Consider the following 17,906-nt stretch of genomic DNA (forward strand, 5'->3'; position numbering starts at 1 on the left):
ACGAGACGTACCACCCGGGGTGATCGCGTAAAAATAATTATTCTCAGTTGAGAATGACCAGTGCCGGGTATTCCGAGAGGCGTGCCGAGGTGATGTGGGCCAGGGAGCGCAGCACGTCCAGAGGCTGGTCCAGGCGGTAGTTGCCGGTGACCGCGAGGTTCGCCAACTGCTCGTTGTTGTTGACGATCCAGCCCGGGTAGTAGCGCCGCAGTTCCGCCAGCACCTGGCTCAGGGGGCAGTTCTCGAACACCAGGCGGCCGTCGATCCAGGCCAGGTCCTTGCCGGCATCGAGCCTGGCCGGTGGGTCGAAGCCTTCGGGGCCGACGCGAACGCTCTCGCCGGCGCGCAGGCGAATGCGCTGATCGGCGTGGGTGGCGCGCAGGTCGATGTCACCGCGCTGCACCTGGACCTGGGCAATGCCGTCCAGGTAGCGCACGGCGAAGGCGGTGTCGGCCACGCTGGCCTTGACCGGGCCGGCGTCCAGCTCCAGGGGCAGGCCCGGGGTGCCGGGAATCTCGAAGAAGGCTTCGCCCTGGTACAGCCGCGCCACGCGCCGGTGATCGTTGATCTGGCTGGAGAAGGCCGAGTTGGTGTTGAGCAGCACCTTGGAGCCGTCTTCCAGTTGCAGGCGCTGGCGCTCGCCCACCAGCGTCAGGTGGTCGGCCTGCAGGCGCAGTGGCAGGTTGCTGAAGCTGAACAGCCCGAGCACCAGCACCGCGGCGGTGGCCAGGGGCTTCCAGTGCGGGCGCAGGCGGGCCAGGCGCGAGACTTTCGGCGGTGCTGCCAGGGCCTGCGCGCATTGCGCCACGTGCGGCCCGTTCCAGATTGCCCGGGCTTTTTCGAAGGCCTGGGCGTTGAGCGGTGAAGCCGCCAGCCATTGATGAAACTGGCGCAACTGTTCCTCGTTCGGATGTTCCAGCTCGATCAGCCAATCCAGCGCCTGATCCATGGCAAGGGTGCTTGAGTGCGGGCCGGTGGTGTTGGGCGGCTCGGCGCTGTGAGAATCCGTCACGGGTGTTCCTCGGCTGTGTCTGTGCGCAGCTGTTTTTTCAAGAGAGAGCGAAAGCCGGCCAAGGTTAGCAAAGGCCTGGGGCTGACGCAGTCATTGTGCTTGGCGGTTGAGACTCACTGGCCGTCGAGACGTTCGGCGACGCCGACGCAGATGGCCATGATCAATTTCAATTCCTTTTGTACCGTGCTCAGCGAAACCCCGAGTTCGTCGGCGATCTCCTGATAGCTGTGGCCGTGCAAGCGGCTGAGGATGAAGATCTGCTGCTGGCGCGGGCTGAGCTGGCCGAGGCTGAGGTTCAGGCGTTCGAGCAGTTGTTCGGCGTGGGCGGCGTCTTCGGCGCTGCTGACGGGGGCGGCGACGTTCTCCAGCACTTCTGCTGGCACGTCTTCGAGCAGGGTGCGCCCCTGGATGCGCCGGGCCCGCAGGTGGTCGAGGGCGAGGTTGCGCGCGGTCTGGAACACGAAGGGTTCCAGGTGAGTGATCGGCCGCTCGCTGAGGGCCCGGGTCACCCGCAGATAGGTTTCCTGCAGCAGGTCTTCGGCGGTGCTGTGGTTGTTGACCATCCGCTCCAGGGTTCGCAGCAGGGAAATGCGTTGAGTGAGGAATACGTGGTTGAAGTGCGATTGACTCACGGCAAGGCCTGATCCATTTTTTCAGCGGATGATAATGATTGTCATCTGCGTCAATGGTCAAGCCTTGCGTGAATTATCCGCGGCCGGCGAGGTACGCCTGGTAGTCGGGAATCCGGTGCTCGTGGGCCTGGTTCATCAGCGGGCTGCTGAGCAGGTAGTCGGCGCTGCATTCGTTGCAGGCCACCGCGATGTTCCACACCGCCGCCACGCGCAGCAGGGCCTTGATGTCCGGATCGTGAGGCTGGGGCTCGAAGGGGTCCCAGAAGAACACCAGCAGGTCGACCCGTTGTTCGGCGATCAGCGCGCCCAGCTGCTGATCGCCGCCCAGCGGGCCGCTGATCATGCTGTGCACCGGCAACCCCAGGCGTTTGCTCAGCAGCAGCCCGGTGGTGCCGGTGGCCAGCAGCTCATGTTCGGCCAGGCGTGACTTCTGCCGCTCGGCCCAGTCCAGCAGAAAGACCTTGCAATGGTCGTGGGCGACCAGGGCGATGCGCTTGCGCGCCGCCATGGTCTTTTGCGTAAAACCGATACCGATCATCGACGAATATCCGTTTTATTCCGCGTTGCACAGGGCCAGGCAGTTATCCAGCATGCGGTTGGAGAAGCCCCACTCGTTGTCGTACCAGGCCAGCACCTTGAGCAAGCGACCGCCGCTGACCTTGGTGTGGTTGGCGTCGAAGATCGACGACAGCGGGTTGTGGTTGAAGTCGCTGGAGACCAGCGGCAGGGTGTTGTAGCCGAGGATCTTCGAATGCTGGCTGGCGTTCTTGAGCAGGGCGTTGACCTCTTCGGCGCTGGTGTCGCGCTTGAGGGTCACGGTCAGGTCCACCAGGGAGACGTTGATCACCGGCACGCGCACCGCCATGCCGGTCAGCTTGCCCGCCAGTTCCGGCAGCACCAGGCCCACGGCTTCGGCGGCGCCGGTCTTGCTCGGGATCATGTTCTGGGTGGCCGAACGGGCACGGTACGGGTCGCTGTGGTAGACGTCGGTGAGGTTCTGGTCGTTGGTGTAGGCGTGGATGGTGGTCATCAGGCCGTTGTCGATGCCCAGTTCGCGGTGCAGCACCTGGGCCACCGGGGCCAGGCAGTTGGTGGTGCACGAGGCGTTGGAAATGATCTGGTGCGACTGGCGCAGGATGTCGTGGTTGACCCCGTAGACCACGGTGGCGTCGGCACCCTTGGCCGGGGCCGAGATGATCACCTTGCGGGCGCCGGCAGTAAGATGGGCGGCGGCCTTGGCGCGGTCGGTGAACAGGCCGGTGCATTCGAAGACTACGTCGATCTTTTCCGCGGCCCAGGGCAGCTCGGCCGGGTTGCGGATGGCGCTGACGGCGATGCGGTCGCCGTTGACGGTCAGGCTTTCCTGATCGTGCTGGACCTCGGCGTCGAAAGTACCGTGGACGGTGTCGTATTTCAGCAGGTGGGCATTGATCGCGCTGTCCCCCAGATCGTTGATGGCGACGATCTGCAGATCCTGACGATAGCCTTGGGTATAGAGTGCGCGCAGGACGTTACGGCCAATACGGCCAAAACCATTGATTGCGATTCGAAGAGTCATGTGCAAACGCCTGTCGTTGAATTTGTTGTTGGAATTACAAGATTATTCGCATAGAAATAGAAAACAAGCCTTTTTAGTGGCAATATTTTGTTTTATCTACAACGAGTGACCTGAATCAACTGGTCCAAGTGGTCAGAAACTCCTCCGCTGTCTCTGAGTGGCGGTGCGTCTGAACAGCATAGACAAACAGGTCGCCACATCCGTTAGCCTGGAGTTCTACATATGCATCCCCGCGTTCTTGAGGTCACCGAACGGCTTATCGCTCGCAGTCGCGCCACTCGCCAGGCCTATCTGGCGTTGATTCGCGGTGCCGCCAGCGATGGTCCGCAGCGCGGCAAGCTGCAGTGCGCGAACTTCGCCCACGGCGTGGCCGGTTGCGGCGCCGAAGACAAGCACAGCCTGCGGATGATGAACGCGGCCAACGTGGCAATTGTTTCGTCATATAACGACATGTTGTCGGCCCACCAGCCTTACGAGCACTTTCCCGAGCAGATCAAGAAAGCCCTGCGCGAGATCGGTTCGGTGGGGCAGTTCGCCGGTGGCACCCCGGCCATGTGCGATGGCGTGACCCAGGGCGAGGCCGGCATGGAGCTGAGCCTGCCGAGCCGTGAGGTGATCGCGCTGTCCACGGCGGTGGCCCTGTCCCACAACATGTTCGACGCCGCGCTGATGCTGGGGATCTGCGACAAGATCGTCCCGGGCCTGATGATGGGCGCCCTGCGCTTTGGTCACCTGCCGATGGTCTTCGTCCCGGGCGGGCCGATGGTGTCGGGGATCTCCAACAAGCAGAAGGCCGATGTGCGCCAGCGCTATGCCGAAGGCAAGGCCAGCCGCGAAGAGTTGCTGGAGTCGGAAATGAAGTCCTACCACAGCCCTGGCACCTGCACCTTCTACGGCACCGCCAACACCAACCAGTTGCTGATGGAAGTCATGGGCCTGCACCTGCCGGGCGCCTCCTTCGTCAACCCCAACACGCCGCTGCGCGACGCCCTGACCCATGAGGCGGCGCAGCAGGTCACGCGCCTGACCAAGCAGAGCGGCAACTTCATGCCCATCGGCGAGATCGTCGACGAGCGTTGCCTGGTCAATTCCATCGTCGCCCTGCACGCCACCGGTGGTTCCACCAACCACACCCTGCACATGCCAGCCATCGCCCAGGCGGCGGGCATCCAGCTGACCTGGCAGGACATGGCTGACCTGTCCGAGGTGGTGCCGACCCTGTCCCACGTCTATCCCAACGGCAAGGCCGACATCAACCACTTCCAGGCCGCGGGGGGCATGTCGTTCCTGATTCGCGAACTGCTGGAAGCCGGCCTGCTTCACGAGGACGTCAACACCGTGGCCGGCCGCGGCCTGAGTCGCTACACCCAGGAACCGTTCCTCGACAACGGCAAGCTGGTATGGCGCGACGGCCCGATCGAAAGCCTCGACGAAAACATCCTGCGGCCGGTGGACCGTGCCTTCTCCCCGGAAGGCGGCTTGCGAGTCATGGAAGGCAACCTCGGCCGTGGGGTGATGAAAGTCTCCGCCGTGGCTGCCGAACACCAGATCGTCGAAGCCCCGGCGGTGGTGTTCCAGGACCAGCAGGATCTGGCCGATGCGTTCAAGGCCGGCCTGCTGGAGAAGGACTTCGTCGCGGTGATGCGCTTCCAGGGCCCGCGCTCCAACGGCATGCCCGAGCTGCACAAGATGACCCCGTTCCTCGGGGTGCTGCAGGACCGTGGCTTCAAGGTGGCGCTGGTCACCGATGGACGTATGTCCGGTGCTTCGGGCAAGATTCCGGCGGCGATTCATGTCAGTCCCGAAGCCCAGGTCGGCGGAGCCCTGGCCCGGGTGCTGGACGGTGACATCATTCGCGTCGACGGAGTCAAGGGCACCCTGGAACTCAAGGTCGACGCCGCCGAATTCGCCGCCCGGGAACCGGCCAAGGGCCTGTTGGGCAACAACGTCGGCACCGGCCGCGAACTCTTCGCTTTCATGCGCATGGCCTTCAGCTCGGCGGAGCAGGGCGCCAGCGCCTTTACCTCTGCACTGGAGACGCTTAATTGAAACTGGCCCTGGTCGGTGACATCGGTGGGACCAACGCGCGGTTCGCGTTGTGGAAGGATCAGCAGCTGGACGCGATCCAGGTGCTGGCAACGGCGGATTATCGCTGCCCGGAAGACGCCATCCTGGCCTATCTGCACGCCCAGGGCCTGGCCCCGGGCGCCATCGGCTCGGTGTGCCTGTCGGTGGCCGGTCCGGTCAGCGGTGATGAGTTCCGTTTCACCAACAACCACTGGCGCCTGAGCCGTCAGGCGTTCTGCCAGGCCCTGCAAGTGGAGCGGCTGTTGCTGGTCAACGACTTCTCGGCCATGGCCCTGGGCATGACCCGTCTGCAGCCTGATGAGTTTCGCGTGGTCTGCGAAGGTGTCGCCGAGCCCTTGCGTCCGGCGGTAGTGATCGGCCCGGGCACTGGCCTCGGCGTCGGCACCCTGTTGGATTTCGGCGACGGTCGCTACATGGCCTTGCCGGGGGAGGGCGGCCATGTCGACCTGCCCTTGAGCAGTCCGCGGGAAACCCAGCTCTGGCAACACATCCACGCCGAGATTGGCCATGTCAGCGCCGAAACCGCCTTGAGCGGCAGCGGATTGCCCCGGTTGTACCGGGCGATCTGCGCGGTGGACGGTCATGAACCGCGTCTGCATACCCCGGAAGCCATCACCGCGGCCGGTCTGGCCGGTGATCCGATTGCCCGGGAAGTGCTGGAGCAGTTCTGCTGCTGGCTGGGGCGGGTGGCGGGCAACAACGTGCTGACCACGGGCGCGCGGGGCGGGGTGTATATCGTCGGCGGGGTGATTCCGCGCTTTGCCGATTTCTTCATCCAGAGTGGCTTTGCCAAGAGTTTTGCCGACAAGGGCTGCATGAGCGATTACTTCAAGGGCATTCCGGTATGGCTGGTCACCGCGCCGTACTCCGGGCTGACCGGCGCCGGTGTAGCCCTGGAGCAGGCCCAGGGCTGACACCGAGCCGCATGGCGTAGGAGCCGGCTTGCCGGCGAAGAGGCGCTAACAGGCCTCCCGCCATCAGGCATAATCGCGCTCCCTGCCCAACAATGAGGACGGCCCCGGTGAGTTCAGTCAGTAAGTCGATCTTGTTGGTCGACGACGATCAGGAAATTCGCGAGCTGCTGGAAACCTACCTCAGCCGTTGTGGTTTCCAGGTGCGCACGACCGCCGATGGCGCCGGTTTTCGTCAGGCTCTGAACGAGGCGCCCAGCGACCTGGTGATCCTCGACGTGATGCTGCCCGACGAAGACGGCTTCAGCCTGTGCCGCTGGATTCGCCAGCATCCACGGCGCAGCCAGGTGCCGATCATCATGCTCACCGCCAGCTCCGACGAGGCCGACCGGGTGATCGGCCTGGAACTGGGGGCCGACGACTACCTGGGCAAGCCCTTCAGCCCCCGGGAGCTGCAGGCGCGGATCAAGGCGCTGCTGCGCCGCGTGCAGTTCGCCCAGGAGCGGGTCGCCGGTGAAGTCTTGTGCTTCGACGAATGGCGCCTGGATGTGATCAGTCACCGGCTGTTCCACAACGACGGCGAGGAGGTGATTCTCTCTGGCGCCGACTTCGCCCTGCTCAAGCTGTTCCTCGACCATCCCCAGGAAATCCTCGACCGCGACACCATCGGCAATGCCACCCGTGGTCGCGACCTTATGCCCCTGGACCGCATCGTCGACATGGCGGTCAGCCGCCTGCGCCAGCGCCTGCGGGACACCGAAAAGCCGCCGCGGCTGATCCGCACCGTGCGTGGCAGCGGCTATCAGTTGGCAGCCAATGTGGTTGCCGGCAATGCTCTCTGAGGCATTGCGCGGTCTGCTGCGACGGGTGCCGGTGCCCCGCTCGCTGCTGGGCCGCATGCTGCTGTTGACCTTGCTCGCGGTGTTGTTCGCCCAGGCGCTGTCCAGCGTGATCTGGGTTTCGCAGTTGCGCGCCACCCAGCTCGAAGGCCTGGTGACCAGCGCCCGCAGCCTGGCCCATTCGATGACCGCCAGCGTCAGCTACCTGCGTTCGTTGCCGGTGGCGTACCGGCCCCTGGTGCTGGACCAGTTGCGCAGCATGGGCGGCACCCGCTTTGTCGTGACCCTCAATGACAAGCCCCTGGGCATGCAGGTGCTGCCCGCCACTGCGCGCAAGGAAGCGGTGCTGCAGGCGGTGGAACAGGTGCTGCGCCAGTCCCTGGGCAATGACGCGGATATCTCGGTGACCTTTGTCAGCCCCGATGACCTGCGGATCTTCAATGGCGGCCTCAAGCTCGACGAGTTGCCCCGCTCCTGGGCCCATTACGCCCTCACCCTGGAGCCGGTGAACCCACCGGTGCTGGTGACCCAGATCCAGATGGCCCCCGGGGAGTGGCTGTACATCGCCTCGCTGCTGCCCGAGCCCTACACCAGTCTCGAAGAGCAGGGCCTGCCGGCGCAGCAGGTGTGGTTCATCCTCCTCACCAGCGGTTTTCTGCTGCTGTTCATCGGCCTCTTGGTGCACTGGCAGAGCCGGCCCCTCAAGCGCCTGGCCCGGGCGGCGCGGGACATGTCCCTGGGCGCCGACGTCGAGCCGGTGGCGCAGGGCGGTGGCAGTGAAGTGGTGGAAGTGGGGCGGGCCTTCAACAGCATGCGCGAACGCATCAGCCGCTACCTGACCGAGCGCAGCCAGCTGTTCAGTGCCATTTCCCACGACCTGCGCACCCCCATCACCCGCCTGCGCCTGCGGGTCGAACTGCTGGAGGACGAGCAACTGCAAGCCAAGTTCGGCCGCGACCTGGACGAACTGGAATTGCTGGTCAAGGGCGCGTTGCAGTGCGTCAAGGACACCGACATCCACGAGAACATCGAGCCGGTGGACCTCAACCAGGTGCTCGACTGCCTGGTGGAGCCTTACTTGGCGCCCCATGGCAATGGCCGGGTAACCCAGCAGGGACGGGCGCTGGCCAGCTATCCGGGCAAGCCCCTGGCGCTCAAGCGCTGCATGGGCAACCTGATCGACAACGCCCTGAAGTACGGGCAGAACGCCCACCTGTACATCGAAGACGACGACAGCGGCTTCGTCCTGCATGTGGACGACGAAGGCCCGGGCGTGCCGGAGCAGCGCCTGGAACAGGTGTTCGAGCCGCACTTCCGCCTGGCCGGCCAGCAGCAGGGCTACGGCCTGGGCCTGGGCATCGCCCGCAACATCGCCCACAGCCATGGCGGCGAAGTCAGCCTGCAGAACCTGCGCGAAGGCGGCCTGCGGGTGACCCTGTACCTGCCCCGGACCTCCGACTGAGCGGCTGGCCTGTGCAGGCGCTGACCTGTTCAGGAGCTGACCTGTTCGGGAGCTGGCTTGTTCAGGAACTGGCTTGTGTGGGAGCTGGCTTGTGTAGGAGCTGGCTTGCCAGCGAAGGCGTCCTCAAGGGCACCACAGGACCCAAGGGCCTCTTCGCCGGCAAGCCGGCTCCTACGGGAGGGAGCTGTGCAATGTCACGGGTTGGTGACATTGTGCGTGCCCTTCGTTACCTGCCGTTGTGCACGGCTTGATTAGACTCAGGCCTTCGATAAAAACAACAACAGGTCACCCATGGACACTCTTTCCCTGCCACTGCGCAGTTGGTTGAATGCGCCTGCGCATCAGGCCTGGCTCGCCGCCGAAGGCCTGCGCCTGCTGGATTTCGCCAAGGCTTCACGACTCTCTCAGGGCTTCGGCAATCCCGATGCCCGGGGCCGCCTGCCCGAAGGCGCCCGCGCCGAAACCATGAACACCGCACGCATGACCCACAGCTTCGCCATGGCGCATATTCAGGGCCTGCCGGGTTATGCCGGGCTGGTGGATCACGGTATCGCCGCGCTCATGGGGCCGTTGCGCGATGCCGAGCGCGGCGGCTGGTTCGCCGTGGCCGGGCAGGCGGATGGCAACAGCGCCAAGGCCGCCTACCTGCACGCCTTTGTCGCCCTGGCCGCCAGCTCCGCGGTGGTGGCGCAGCGGCCGGGTGCCGAGGCCCTGCTTGAGGAGGCGATCCGCATCATCGACGGGCATTTCTGGAGCGAGGAGGAGGGCGCCATGCTCGAATCCTTCAATCGCGACTGGAGCGAGCTGGAAGCCTATCGCGGCGCCAACAGCAACATGCACGCCACCGAGGCCTTTCTGGCCCTGGCCGATGTCACCCGGGACCCGCGCTGGCTCAACCGCGCCCTGCGCATCGTCGAGCGGGTGATCCATCAGCACGCCGCCGCCAACGACTACATGGTGATCGAGCATTTCGACTGTGACTGGCAGCCTCTGCGCGACTACAACCGGGCCTTTCCCGCCGATGGTTTCCGGCCCTTCGGCACCACGCCGGGCCACGGTTTCGAGTGGGCGCGCCTGCTCTTGCATCTGGAGGCGTCGCGCGACCTGGCCGGGATGCCGACCCCGGGCTGGCTGGCCCTGGATGCGCAACGCCTGTTCGCCAGCAACTGCCGCCACGGCTGGGACGTGGATGGCGCCCTGGGCATCGTCTACACCCTGGACTGGGACAACCGGCCGGTGGTGCACCAGCGTTTGCACTGGACCCACGCCGAGGCCAGCGCCGCCGCCAGCGCCTTGCTCAAGCGCACCGGCCAGGAGCAGTACGAGGTCTGGTACCGGCGTTTCTGGGACTTCTGCGAAGCGCATTTCATCGATCGCCAGCAGGGCAGCTGGCATCACGAACTGGGCCGCGACAATCGCCCGGCCGCCGAGATCTGGGGCGGCAAGCCGGACCTCTATCACGCCTGGCAGGCGGTGCTGATTCCGCGCCTGGCGCTGGCGCCGAGCATGGCCTCGGCCTTGGCCCAGGCGTCTGTTCCGGGCCTTGTGTAACCATGTCGTGACATTTCACCGTCGCTTCGTTACCCGAACGTTCGACTAGGCTGTTTAGACTCGTGTGCAGCGCAAGCACCAGACTTGCATGCATAACAACAAGAAAGGTACTTCAAATGAATGCGATTTCTCGCCTCGCCACTGTCATTTCCCTTGCCTCTCTGTTCCCCCTGAGTGCCCTTGCCGCCGACTCCAAAGGTTCCGTGGAAGTTGTCCACTGGTGGACCTCGGGTGGTGAAAAAGCTGCCGTCGATGTGCTCAAGGCCCAAGTGGAAAAAGACGGTTTCACCTGGAAGGACGGCGCCGTGGCCGGTGGTGGCGGTTCCACCGCGATGACCGTGCTGAAAAGCCGCGCCGTGGCCGGCAATCCGCCGGGTGTGGCGCAGATCAAGGGTCCGGACATCCAGGAATGGGGCAGCACCGGCCTGCTCAGCACCGACACCCTCAAGGACGTGGCCAAGGCGGAAAACTGGGACGGCCTGCTTTCGTCCAAGGTGGCCAACACCGTCAAGTACGAAGGGGACTACGTCGCCGTGCCGGTGAACATCCACCGGGTCAACTGGCTGTGGATCAACCCCGCCGTATTCAAGAAGGCCGGGATCGACAAGGCCCCGACCACCCTCGAAGAGTTCTATGCCGCCGGCGACAAGCTCAAGGCCGCGGGCTTCATCGCCCTGGCCCACGGTGGCCAGCCGTGGCAGGACAGCACCGTGTTCGAAGACGTGGTGCTCTCGGTCATGGGGCCTGAAGGCTACAAGAAAGCCCTGGTGGACCTGGACCAGAAAACCCTCGCCGGCCCGGAAATGGTCAAGGCCTTCGCCGAGCTGAAGAAGATCACCGGCTACATGGACCCCAACCGCGCCGGACGTGACTGGAACATCGCCGCCGCCGACGTGATCGGCGGCAAGGCCGGCATGCAGATGATGGGCGACTGGGCCAAGAGCGAGTGGACCGCGGCGAAGAAAGTCGCCGGCAAGGACTACCAGTGCGTGCCGTTCCCGGGCACCGACAAGGCCTTCACCTACAACATCGACTCCCTGGCGGTGTTCAAGCTCAAGGCCGATCGCAAGGGTGACATCGCCGCTCAGCAGGACCTGGCCAAGGTCGCCCTGGGCAAGGACTTCCAGAAGGTCTTCAGCATCAACAAGGGTTCGATCCCGGTGCGTACCGACATGCTCAATGACATGAGCGCCGAAGGCTTCGACTCCTGCGCCCAGGCGTCGGCCAAGGACTTCCTGGCGGACGAGAAGACCGGCGGCCTGCAGCCGAGCATGGCGCACAACATGGCCACTTCCCTGGCGGTGCAGGGCGCGATCTTCGACGTGGTCACTAACTTCATGAACGACAAGGATGCGGACCCGGCCAAGGCCGGTGCGCAACTGGCCTCGGCGGTCAAGGCCGCTCAGTGACTGCGCACGCCGCAGGCTTGCCTGCGGCGATTCATCTGACGATGCCTCCCCCTTCTGTAGGAGCGAGCTTGCTCGCGATGACGGCCTGACATTCACCCTGGGTGTCGACGGTTGGATCGCGTTCGCGAGCAAGCTCGCTCCTACGGAGGGCGCGTCGGACTTCATTTCTTCAACCGGGTTATTGCGATGAGCTCTGTGGCGGTTTTCAGCAAGGCCTCACCCCTGGACGCATTGCAGCGCTGGCTACCCAAGCTGGTGCTGGCGCCGAGCATGGTGATCGTGCTCGTAGGGTTTTATGGCTACATCATCTGGACGTTCATTCTGTCCTTTACCAATTCCAGCTTCATGCCGAGCTACAAGTGGGTCGGCCTGCAGCAATACCTGCGCTTGATGGACAACGACCGCTGGTGGGTGGCGAGCAAGAACCTCGCGCTGTTCGGCGGCATGTTCATCGCCATCAGCCTGGTGCTGGGGGTGTTCCTGGCGGTGCTGCTGGACCAGCGCATCCGCAAGGAAGGCTTCATCCGCACCGTGTATCTGTACCCCATGGCGCTGTCGATGATCGTCACCGGCACCGCCTGGAAGTGGCTGCTCAACCCCGGCCTGGGCCTGGACAAGATGCTCCGCGACTGGGGCTGGGAAGGCTTTCGCCTGGACTGGCTGGTGGATCAGGACCGGGTGGTCTACTGCCTGGTGATCGCTGCCGTGTGGCAGGCCTCGGGCTTTGTCATGGCGATGTTCCTAGCGGGCTTGCGCGGTGTTGACCAATCGATCATCCGCGCCGCCCAGGTGGACGGTGCGAGCCTGCCGACCATCTACCTGAAGATCGTCCTGCCGAGCCTGCGTCCGGTGTTCTTCAGCGCCTTCATGATCCTCGCCCACATCGCCATCAAGAGCTTCGACCTGGTGGCGGCGATGACCGCGGGTGGCCCGGGCTACTCCTCGGACCTGCCGGCGATGTTCATGTATTCCTTCACCTTCAGCCGGGGCCAGATGGGCATAGGTTCGGCCAGCGCCATGCTGATGCTCGGCGCCGTGCTGACCATCCTGGTGCCGTACCTGTACTCCGAACTGCGAGGCAAGCGTCATGACTAACTCCCTCGCCAAGCCGACCCTGAACTTCAGTCGGATCGCCATCTACGCCACCTTGCTGCTGGCGGCGGCGGTGTACCTGATTCCGCTGGTGGTGATGCTGCTGACCAGTTTCAAGACCCCGGAAGACATCCGCACCGGCAACCTGCTGAGCTGGCCCCAGGTGGTGGACGGCATCGGCTGGATCAAGGCCTGGGACACCGTGGGCGGCTACTTCTGGAACTCGGTGAAGATCACCGTGCCGGCGGTGCTGATCTCCACCTTCATCGGTGCGATGAACGGCTACGTGCTGTCGATGTGGCGCTTTCGCGGCTCCCAGCTGTTCTTCGGCCTGCTGCTGTTCGGCTGCTTCCTGCCGTTCCAGACCGTGCTGCTGCCGGCCTCGTTCACCCTCGGCAAGTTCGGCCTGGCCAACACCACCACAGGGCTGGTGCTGGTGCACGTGGTCTACGGCCTGGCCTTCACCACGCTGTTTTTCCGCAACTACTACGTGAGCGTGCCGGATGCCCTGGTCAAGGCGGCGCGCCTGGACGGCGCTGGGTTCTTCACCATCTTCGGCAAGATCCTGCTGCCGATGTCGGTGCCGATCATCATGGTCTGCCTGATCTGGCAGTTCACCCAGATCTGGAACGACTTCCTCTTCGGCGTGGTGTTTGCAAGCGGCGACGCGCAACCGATCACCGTGGCCCTGAACAACCTGGTCAACACCAGCACCGGGGCCAAGGAATACAACGTTGATATGGCGGCGGCGATGATCGCCGGGCTGCCGACACTGCTGGTCTACATCTTCGCCGGCAAGTATTTCCTGCGCGGGCTGACGTCCGGCGCAGTCAAGGGGTAAAGCATGGCCACTCTCGAATTACGCAACGTCAACAAGACCTACGGTGCCGGGCTGCCCGACACCCTGAAGAACATCGAGCTGAAGATCGACGACGGGGAGTTCCTGATCCTCGTCGGCCCCTCCGGCTGCGGCAAATCCACCCTGATGAACTGCATCGCCGGGCTGGAGAACATCAGCGGCGGGGCGATCCTGGTGGACGATGCCGACATCAGCGGCATGAGCCCCAAGGATCGCGACATTGCCATGGTGTTCCAGTCCTACGCGCTGTACCCGACCATGAGCGTGCGCGACAACATCGCCTTCGGCCTGAAGATCCGCAAGATGCCTACTGCCGAGATCGACGCGGAAGTGGCGCGGGTGGCCAAGCTGCTGCAGATCGAGCACCTGCTGACCCGCAAGCCGGGCCAGCTTTCCGGCGGCCAGCAACAGCGGGTGGCCATGGGCCGGGCCCTGGCGCGGCGGCCGAAGATCTACCTGTTCGACGAGCCGCTGTCCAACCTCGACGCCAAGCTGCGGGTCGAGATGCGCACCGAAATGAAACTGATGCACCAGCGCCTGAAGACCACCACGGTCTACGTCACCCACGACCAGATCGAAGCCATGACCCTGGGCGACAAGGTGGCGGTGATGAAGGACGGGATCATCCAGCAGTTCGGCACGCCGAAGCAGATCTACAACGACCCGGCCAACCTGTTCGTGGCGAGCTTCATCGGTTCGCCGCCGATGAACTTCATTCCCCTGCGCCTGCAACGCAAGGACGGCCGCCTGCAGGCCCTGCTGGACAGTGGCCAGGCCCGTTGCGAGCTGCCCCTGGGCCCGCAGGACGCCGGTCTGGAAGACCGCGAGGTGATCCTCGGCATCCGTCCGGAGCAGATTTCCCTGGCTCCCGCCGAAGCCAATGGCTTGCCGACCCTGCGCGCCGAGGTCCAGGTGGTCGAGCCCACCGGCCCCGACACCCTGGTGTTCGTCACCCTCAATGGCACCAAGGTCTGTTGCCGCCTGGCACCGGACCAGGCCCCCGATGCCGGGGAAACCCTGACCCTGCAGTTCGATCCGGCCCGGGTGCTGCTGTTCGATGCCCAGAGCGGCGAGCGCCTGGGAACCGCCGGTACGCCGGCGTCCGAGCCCCGTAGCGGCAATGTGGCGCAGTTCAAGGGCCGCTGAATCCATGGCGGATGGCCTGTCATCCGTCGCACCCGCTGTAAACCACGTTGGATAGATCGTTAATAACAATAAAGACGAGGATGTAGGGATGAAAAAGCGACACAGCAACACTCGGCTGCTTTGCCAGCTGTCAGCGGCTGCGGCATTGGTCTTGTCCGGCCATGCCCTGGCTGACGAGGCGTTCAGCGCCAGTTCCAAGTGGATGACCGGCGACTGGGGCGGTGAGCGCACCAAGCTGATCGAGCAGGGGATCGACATCAAGGCCGACTACGTCGGGGAAATGGGCGCCAACCTGCGTGGTGGCTACAACGACGACAAGACCGGGCGCTACAGCGACCAGTTCGGCCTTGGCGTGGCTTTCGATCTGCAGAAACTGCTGGGCTGGGACAACACCCAGGCCAAGATCCAGCTGACCAACCGCAACGGTCAGAACATCTCCAATGACCGCATCGGCGACCCCCGTGCCGGCACCCTGAGTTCCTCCCAGGAAGTCTACGGTCGTGGGCACATGGTGCGGCTGACCCAGCTGTGGGTTCAGCACCAGTTCCTTGACGGCAAGCTGGACGTCAAGGCTGGTTATTTCGGCGAGGGCGAAGACTTCAACACCTTCCCCTGCGAGTTCCAGAACCTGGCCTTCTGCGGCTCCCAGGTGGGCAACTGGGCCACCGGCATCTGGTACAACTGGCCGGTCAGCCAGGCGGCGTTGCGCGTCAAGTACAACATCACCCCCGAGCTGTATGCGCAGATCGGCGCCTACAACCAGAACCCTTCGCAACTGGAGCACGGCAACGGCTTCAAGCTCAGCGGCAGCGGCACCAAGGGCACGGTGTTGCCGGTGGAATTGGTCTGGTCGCCCAAGCTCAATAGCCTGCCGGGCGAATACCGCGTGGGTTACTACAAGAGCACGGCCGACGCCAATGACGTGCGCAAGGACGTCAACGGCCAGGACGCCGCGGACACAGGCAAAGCCTATCGCGTGCACGACAGCAAGCACGGCTACTGGTTCGTTGCCCAGCAGCAGCTCACCACGCACAACGGTGACGCTTCCCGTGGCCTGAACATCGCCGCCAACGCCACCTTCCACGACAAGGACACCAACGTCGTCGACAACTACCAGTCGTTGATGTTCGTCTACAAGGGGCCGTTCGACGCCCGTCCGAAAGATGACGTGGGCATCGGTTTCGCGCGTATCCACGTCAACGACGATGTGCGCAAGAACGCCCAGCTGATCAATGAGGACAACGGCATCAGCAACTACGACAACCCGCTGTACATGCCGCTGCGCGATACGGAATACAACTACGAGATCAACTACGGTTTCCACGTGACCAACTGGCTGACCGTGCGCCCCAACCTGCAATACATCACCCATCCGGGCGGCGTGGAGCAAGTGGATAACGCGGTGGTGGCCGGGCTGAAAATTCAGTCGGTGTTCTAGAGCTGTTGCGATAAGCTCCTTCTCCATGTGCGCATTTTGCGGATGGCCCAGGCCGTCCGCTTTTTTTTGTGGGGCAGGCGCAGCCCCTCATGAATATCGAGACAGCAGTGATTTTCAGGACCGCGGCCCATGCATGAGCATCCGCTACAACGCTTTTTCAAATCCTTGCGTGAACGCCCGGTGTTCGCCTGGGAGCGCTATCAGATGCGCGATGTGCTGGTGATCGATCACCCGCTGTGCCAGGCGGTGTTCAGTCGCCAGGGGGCCCAGTTGCTGCACTTCCAGCCGGCCGGGCAGAAGCCCTGGCTGTGGTGCGCCTCGAAGTGGCCGCAAGTGGGGGCGATCCGTGGTGGGGTGCCGGTGTGCTGGCCCTGGTATGGCCGTCACCCCAGCGAGAATGCCTGGCCGTCCCACGGTTGGGCGCGGCTCCTGGACTGGAAGCTGCTGGACAGCAGCAACGATGAGGACGGCGTGCGCCTGCACTGGCAATTGCAGCTGTGCGACTGGAAGGTGGACCTGCATGCGCATCTGGGCCAGGGCATGGACCTGCGCCTGAGCACCGAGCATCAGGACACTGAACCCTGCCAGTTGAGCCAGGCTTTGCACGCCTACTGGCGTATTGGCGACGTCGGCGAGGTAGCGCTGTCTGGGCTCGATGGCGCCCAGGGTTACGACCAGTTGAATCGCCAGGCCTGCCAGCAGCAGGGCGAGTTGCGGGTCGAGGGCGGTTGCCAGCGGGTGTTCCAGCACGAAGGCGAGTTGCAGCTCAAGGATCACGCCTGGCAACGCGAGCTGTGCATCGATACCGGTGACGACGCCGACACCGTGGTCTGGCATCCGGGGAGCCGGCCGCTGCTGGGAGTGAGCTGGAATGAGGTGTCGCGGTTTGTCTGTGTCGAAGCGGCTGCCGGGGGCACCGACAGCCTATGCCTGGCGCCGGGGGAGCAGGCGCACCTGAGCTTGCAGGCGCGGGCTGCGGTGTAGGCGTTGCTGGCCGGCGAGCCGGCCGGCCTCAGTTGAACTCGTCGCCCACCGGATAGCGGCTGGCGTTGAGGCTTTCCTTGATCTTGCGCAGGTGCGGCTGGAAGTCCACGCCGCGGCGCAGGGTCATGCCGGTGGCCAGCACGTCGAGCACGGTGAGCTGGATGATCCGCGAGGTCATCGGCATGTAGATGTCGGTGTCTTCCGGCAGCGGAATGTTCAGGCTCAGGGTGCTGGCCTTGGCCAGGGGCGAGTTTTCCGCGGTCAGCCCCAGCACCGATGCGCCGTTTTCCCGGGCAATGCGTGCCACTTCCACCAGTTCGCGGGTGCGGCCGGTGTAGGAGATGATCACGAACAGCTCGCCGGTGTGGGCCACCGAGGCGATCATGCGCTGCATCAGCACGTCGGCATGGGCGGTGACCGCCAGGTTGAAACGGAAGAACTTGTGCAGCGCATCCATGGCCACCGGGGCCGAGGCGCCGAGGCCGAAGAAGTGGATCTGCCGGGCCTGGATCAACAGGTCGACGGCCTTGCTGATCAGGTTCGGGTCCAGGGCCTGGCAGGCGCTGTCCAGGGAGGCGATGGCGCTGCCGAAGATCTTTTGCGTGTAGGCTTCGGGGTTGTCGTCGGCCTCCACCGCGCGGCTGACGTAGGCCGCGCCGCTGGCCAGGCTCTGGGCCAGTTGCAGCTTGAGTTCCGGGTAGCCGCTGACGCCGAAGGAGCGGCAGAAGCGATTGACCGTCGGTTCGCTCACCGAGGCGGCCTGGGCCAGGGCGGCGATGCTGAAGCGAGTCGCCTGCTGCGGGTTGAGCAGGATGACTTCGGCGACTTTACGTTCCGCTTTGTTCAGTTCTTCAAGGCGGTTCTGGATCTGCTCCAGAAGATTTCGCACTCGGTCCATTAACGTTTCCTAGATCGGCTAGACAGG

General features: G+C 64.2%; 16 protein-coding genes. 11 read left to right on the forward strand and 5 right to left on the reverse strand.

What is annotated here, in order from left to right:
- Positions 1-43: 43 nt before the first annotated feature.
- From BLV47_RS06730 to gap, 4 genes are all read right to left on the reverse strand, one after another.
- Positions 44-1,012, reverse strand: coding sequence for a FecR family protein (locus BLV47_RS06730; RefSeq protein WP_092311345.1), 969 nt, complete (start codon positions 1,010-1,012; stop codon positions 44-46).
- 113 nt (positions 1,013-1,125) lie between these two features.
- Positions 1,126-1,644, reverse strand: a complete 519-nt coding sequence (locus tag BLV47_RS06735; RefSeq protein ID WP_092311348.1) for an RNA polymerase sigma factor — start codon at positions 1,642-1,644, stop codon at positions 1,126-1,128.
- A gap of 73 nt (positions 1,645-1,717) precedes the next feature.
- Positions 1,718-2,182 (reverse strand): methylglyoxal synthase, encoded by a 465-nt coding sequence (locus tag BLV47_RS06740; RefSeq protein ID WP_092311351.1) that lies wholly within the window; start codon positions 2,180-2,182, stop codon positions 1,718-1,720.
- Between the two features lie 15 nt (positions 2,183-2,197).
- Positions 2,198-3,202 (reverse strand): type I glyceraldehyde-3-phosphate dehydrogenase, encoded by a 1,005-nt coding sequence (gene gap / locus BLV47_RS06745; protein ID WP_092311354.1) that lies wholly within the window; start codon positions 3,200-3,202, stop codon positions 2,198-2,200.
- A 222-nt stretch (positions 3,203-3,424) separates the two neighbouring features.
- Here gap and edd point away from each other — a divergent pair, with 222 nt between their 5' ends.
- The 11 genes from edd (at position 3,425) to BLV47_RS06800 (ending at position 16,981) form a co-directional block, all read left to right on the forward strand.
- Complete coding sequence (gene edd / locus BLV47_RS06750) at positions 3,425-5,251, forward strand: phosphogluconate dehydratase (RefSeq protein ID WP_092311357.1); 1,827 nt, start codon at positions 3,425-3,427, stop codon at positions 5,249-5,251.
- Entirely contained in the window at positions 5,248-6,204 is a 957-nt protein-coding gene (locus tag BLV47_RS06755) for a glucokinase (protein WP_092311360.1), read from the forward strand. Before edd ends, BLV47_RS06755 begins: the two co-directional genes overlap by 4 nt.
- Before the next feature lie 92 nt (positions 6,205-6,296).
- Positions 6,297-7,043 carry a response regulator gene (locus BLV47_RS06760; RefSeq protein ID WP_371920244.1) on the forward strand — a complete coding sequence of 249 codons (747 nt, stop codon included), beginning with the start codon at positions 6,297-6,299 and terminating at the stop codon, positions 7,041-7,043.
- Complete coding sequence (locus tag BLV47_RS06765; RefSeq protein WP_092311363.1) at positions 7,033-8,502, forward strand: ATP-binding protein; 1,470 nt, start codon at positions 7,033-7,035, stop codon at positions 8,500-8,502. The genes BLV47_RS06760 and BLV47_RS06765 overlap by 11 nt, the downstream gene beginning before the upstream one ends.
- A gap of 291 nt (positions 8,503-8,793) precedes the next feature.
- Positions 8,794-10,053, forward strand: a complete 1,260-nt coding sequence (locus BLV47_RS06770) for a D-mannose isomerase (RefSeq protein ID WP_092311366.1) — start codon at positions 8,794-8,796, stop codon at positions 10,051-10,053.
- 116 nt (positions 10,054-10,169) lie between these two features.
- The gene (locus BLV47_RS06775; protein WP_092311369.1) at positions 10,170-11,462 is read left to right on the forward strand and encodes an ABC transporter substrate-binding protein; all 1,293 of its coding nucleotides are present in this window, start codon (positions 10,170-10,172) and stop codon (positions 11,460-11,462) included.
- Positions 11,463-11,648: 186 nt separating this feature from the next.
- The gene (locus BLV47_RS06780; RefSeq protein WP_060840679.1) at positions 11,649-12,557 is read left to right on the forward strand and encodes a carbohydrate ABC transporter permease; all 909 of its coding nucleotides are present in this window, start codon (positions 11,649-11,651) and stop codon (positions 12,555-12,557) included.
- Positions 12,550-13,395 carry a carbohydrate ABC transporter permease gene (locus BLV47_RS06785; protein ID WP_019094567.1) on the forward strand — a complete coding sequence of 282 codons (846 nt, stop codon included), beginning with the start codon at positions 12,550-12,552 and terminating at the stop codon, positions 13,393-13,395. The genes BLV47_RS06780 and BLV47_RS06785 overlap by 8 nt, the downstream gene beginning before the upstream one ends.
- Positions 13,396-13,398: 3 nt before the next feature.
- Positions 13,399-14,559, forward strand: a complete 1,161-nt coding sequence (locus BLV47_RS06790) for an ABC transporter ATP-binding protein (protein ID WP_092311372.1) — start codon at positions 13,399-13,401, stop codon at positions 14,557-14,559.
- Between the two features lie 88 nt (positions 14,560-14,647).
- Entirely contained in the window at positions 14,648-15,997 is a 1,350-nt protein-coding gene (locus BLV47_RS06795; protein WP_092311375.1) for a carbohydrate porin, read from the forward strand.
- A gap of 129 nt (positions 15,998-16,126) precedes the next feature.
- Complete coding sequence (locus tag BLV47_RS06800; protein ID WP_092311379.1) at positions 16,127-16,981, forward strand: D-hexose-6-phosphate mutarotase; 855 nt, start codon at positions 16,127-16,129, stop codon at positions 16,979-16,981.
- Positions 16,982-17,009: 28 nt separating this feature from the next.
- Here BLV47_RS06800 and BLV47_RS06805 read toward each other — a convergent pair whose 3' ends face one another.
- Positions 17,010-17,870, reverse strand: a complete 861-nt coding sequence (locus tag BLV47_RS06805) for a MurR/RpiR family transcriptional regulator (RefSeq protein WP_170001736.1) — start codon at positions 17,868-17,870, stop codon at positions 17,010-17,012.
- Positions 17,871-17,906 lie beyond the last annotated feature (36 nt).

The sequence above is a fragment of the Pseudomonas saponiphila genome (genome assembly GCF_900105185.1).
GTDB lineage: Bacteria > Pseudomonadota > Gammaproteobacteria > Pseudomonadales > Pseudomonadaceae > Aquipseudomonas > Aquipseudomonas saponiphila.

Bases quoted from the DNA above. Each gene is read 5' to 3' on its own strand.
- BLV47_RS06740 (WP_092311351.1), bottom strand. From the start codon at position 2,182: ATGATCGGTATCGGTTTTACGCAAAAGACCATGGCGGCGCGCAAGCGC.
- gap (WP_092311354.1), bottom strand. From the start codon at position 3,202: ATGACTCTTCGAATCGCAATCAATGGTTTTGGCCGTATTGGCCGTAAC.
- edd (WP_092311357.1), top strand. From the start codon at position 3,425: ATGCATCCCCGCGTTCTTGAGGTCACCGAACGGCTTATCGCTCGCAGT.
- BLV47_RS06760 (WP_371920244.1), top strand. From the start codon at position 6,297: ATGAGGACGGCCCCGGTGAGTTCAGTCAGTAAGTCGATCTTGTTGGTC.
- BLV47_RS06765 (WP_092311363.1), top strand. From the start codon at position 7,033: ATGCTCTCTGAGGCATTGCGCGGTCTGCTGCGACGGGTGCCGGTGCCC.
- BLV47_RS06770 (WP_092311366.1), top strand. From the start codon at position 8,794: ATGGACACTCTTTCCCTGCCACTGCGCAGTTGGTTGAATGCGCCTGCG.
- BLV47_RS06775 (WP_092311369.1), top strand. From the start codon at position 10,170: ATGAATGCGATTTCTCGCCTCGCCACTGTCATTTCCCTTGCCTCTCTG.
- BLV47_RS06780 (WP_060840679.1), top strand. From the start codon at position 11,649: ATGAGCTCTGTGGCGGTTTTCAGCAAGGCCTCACCCCTGGACGCATTG.
- BLV47_RS06785 (WP_019094567.1), top strand. From the start codon at position 12,550: ATGACTAACTCCCTCGCCAAGCCGACCCTGAACTTCAGTCGGATCGCC.
- BLV47_RS06790 (WP_092311372.1), top strand. From the start codon at position 13,399: ATGGCCACTCTCGAATTACGCAACGTCAACAAGACCTACGGTGCCGGG.
- BLV47_RS06795 (WP_092311375.1), top strand. From the start codon at position 14,648: ATGAAAAAGCGACACAGCAACACTCGGCTGCTTTGCCAGCTGTCAGCG.
- BLV47_RS06800 (WP_092311379.1), top strand. From the start codon at position 16,127: ATGCATGAGCATCCGCTACAACGCTTTTTCAAATCCTTGCGTGAACGC.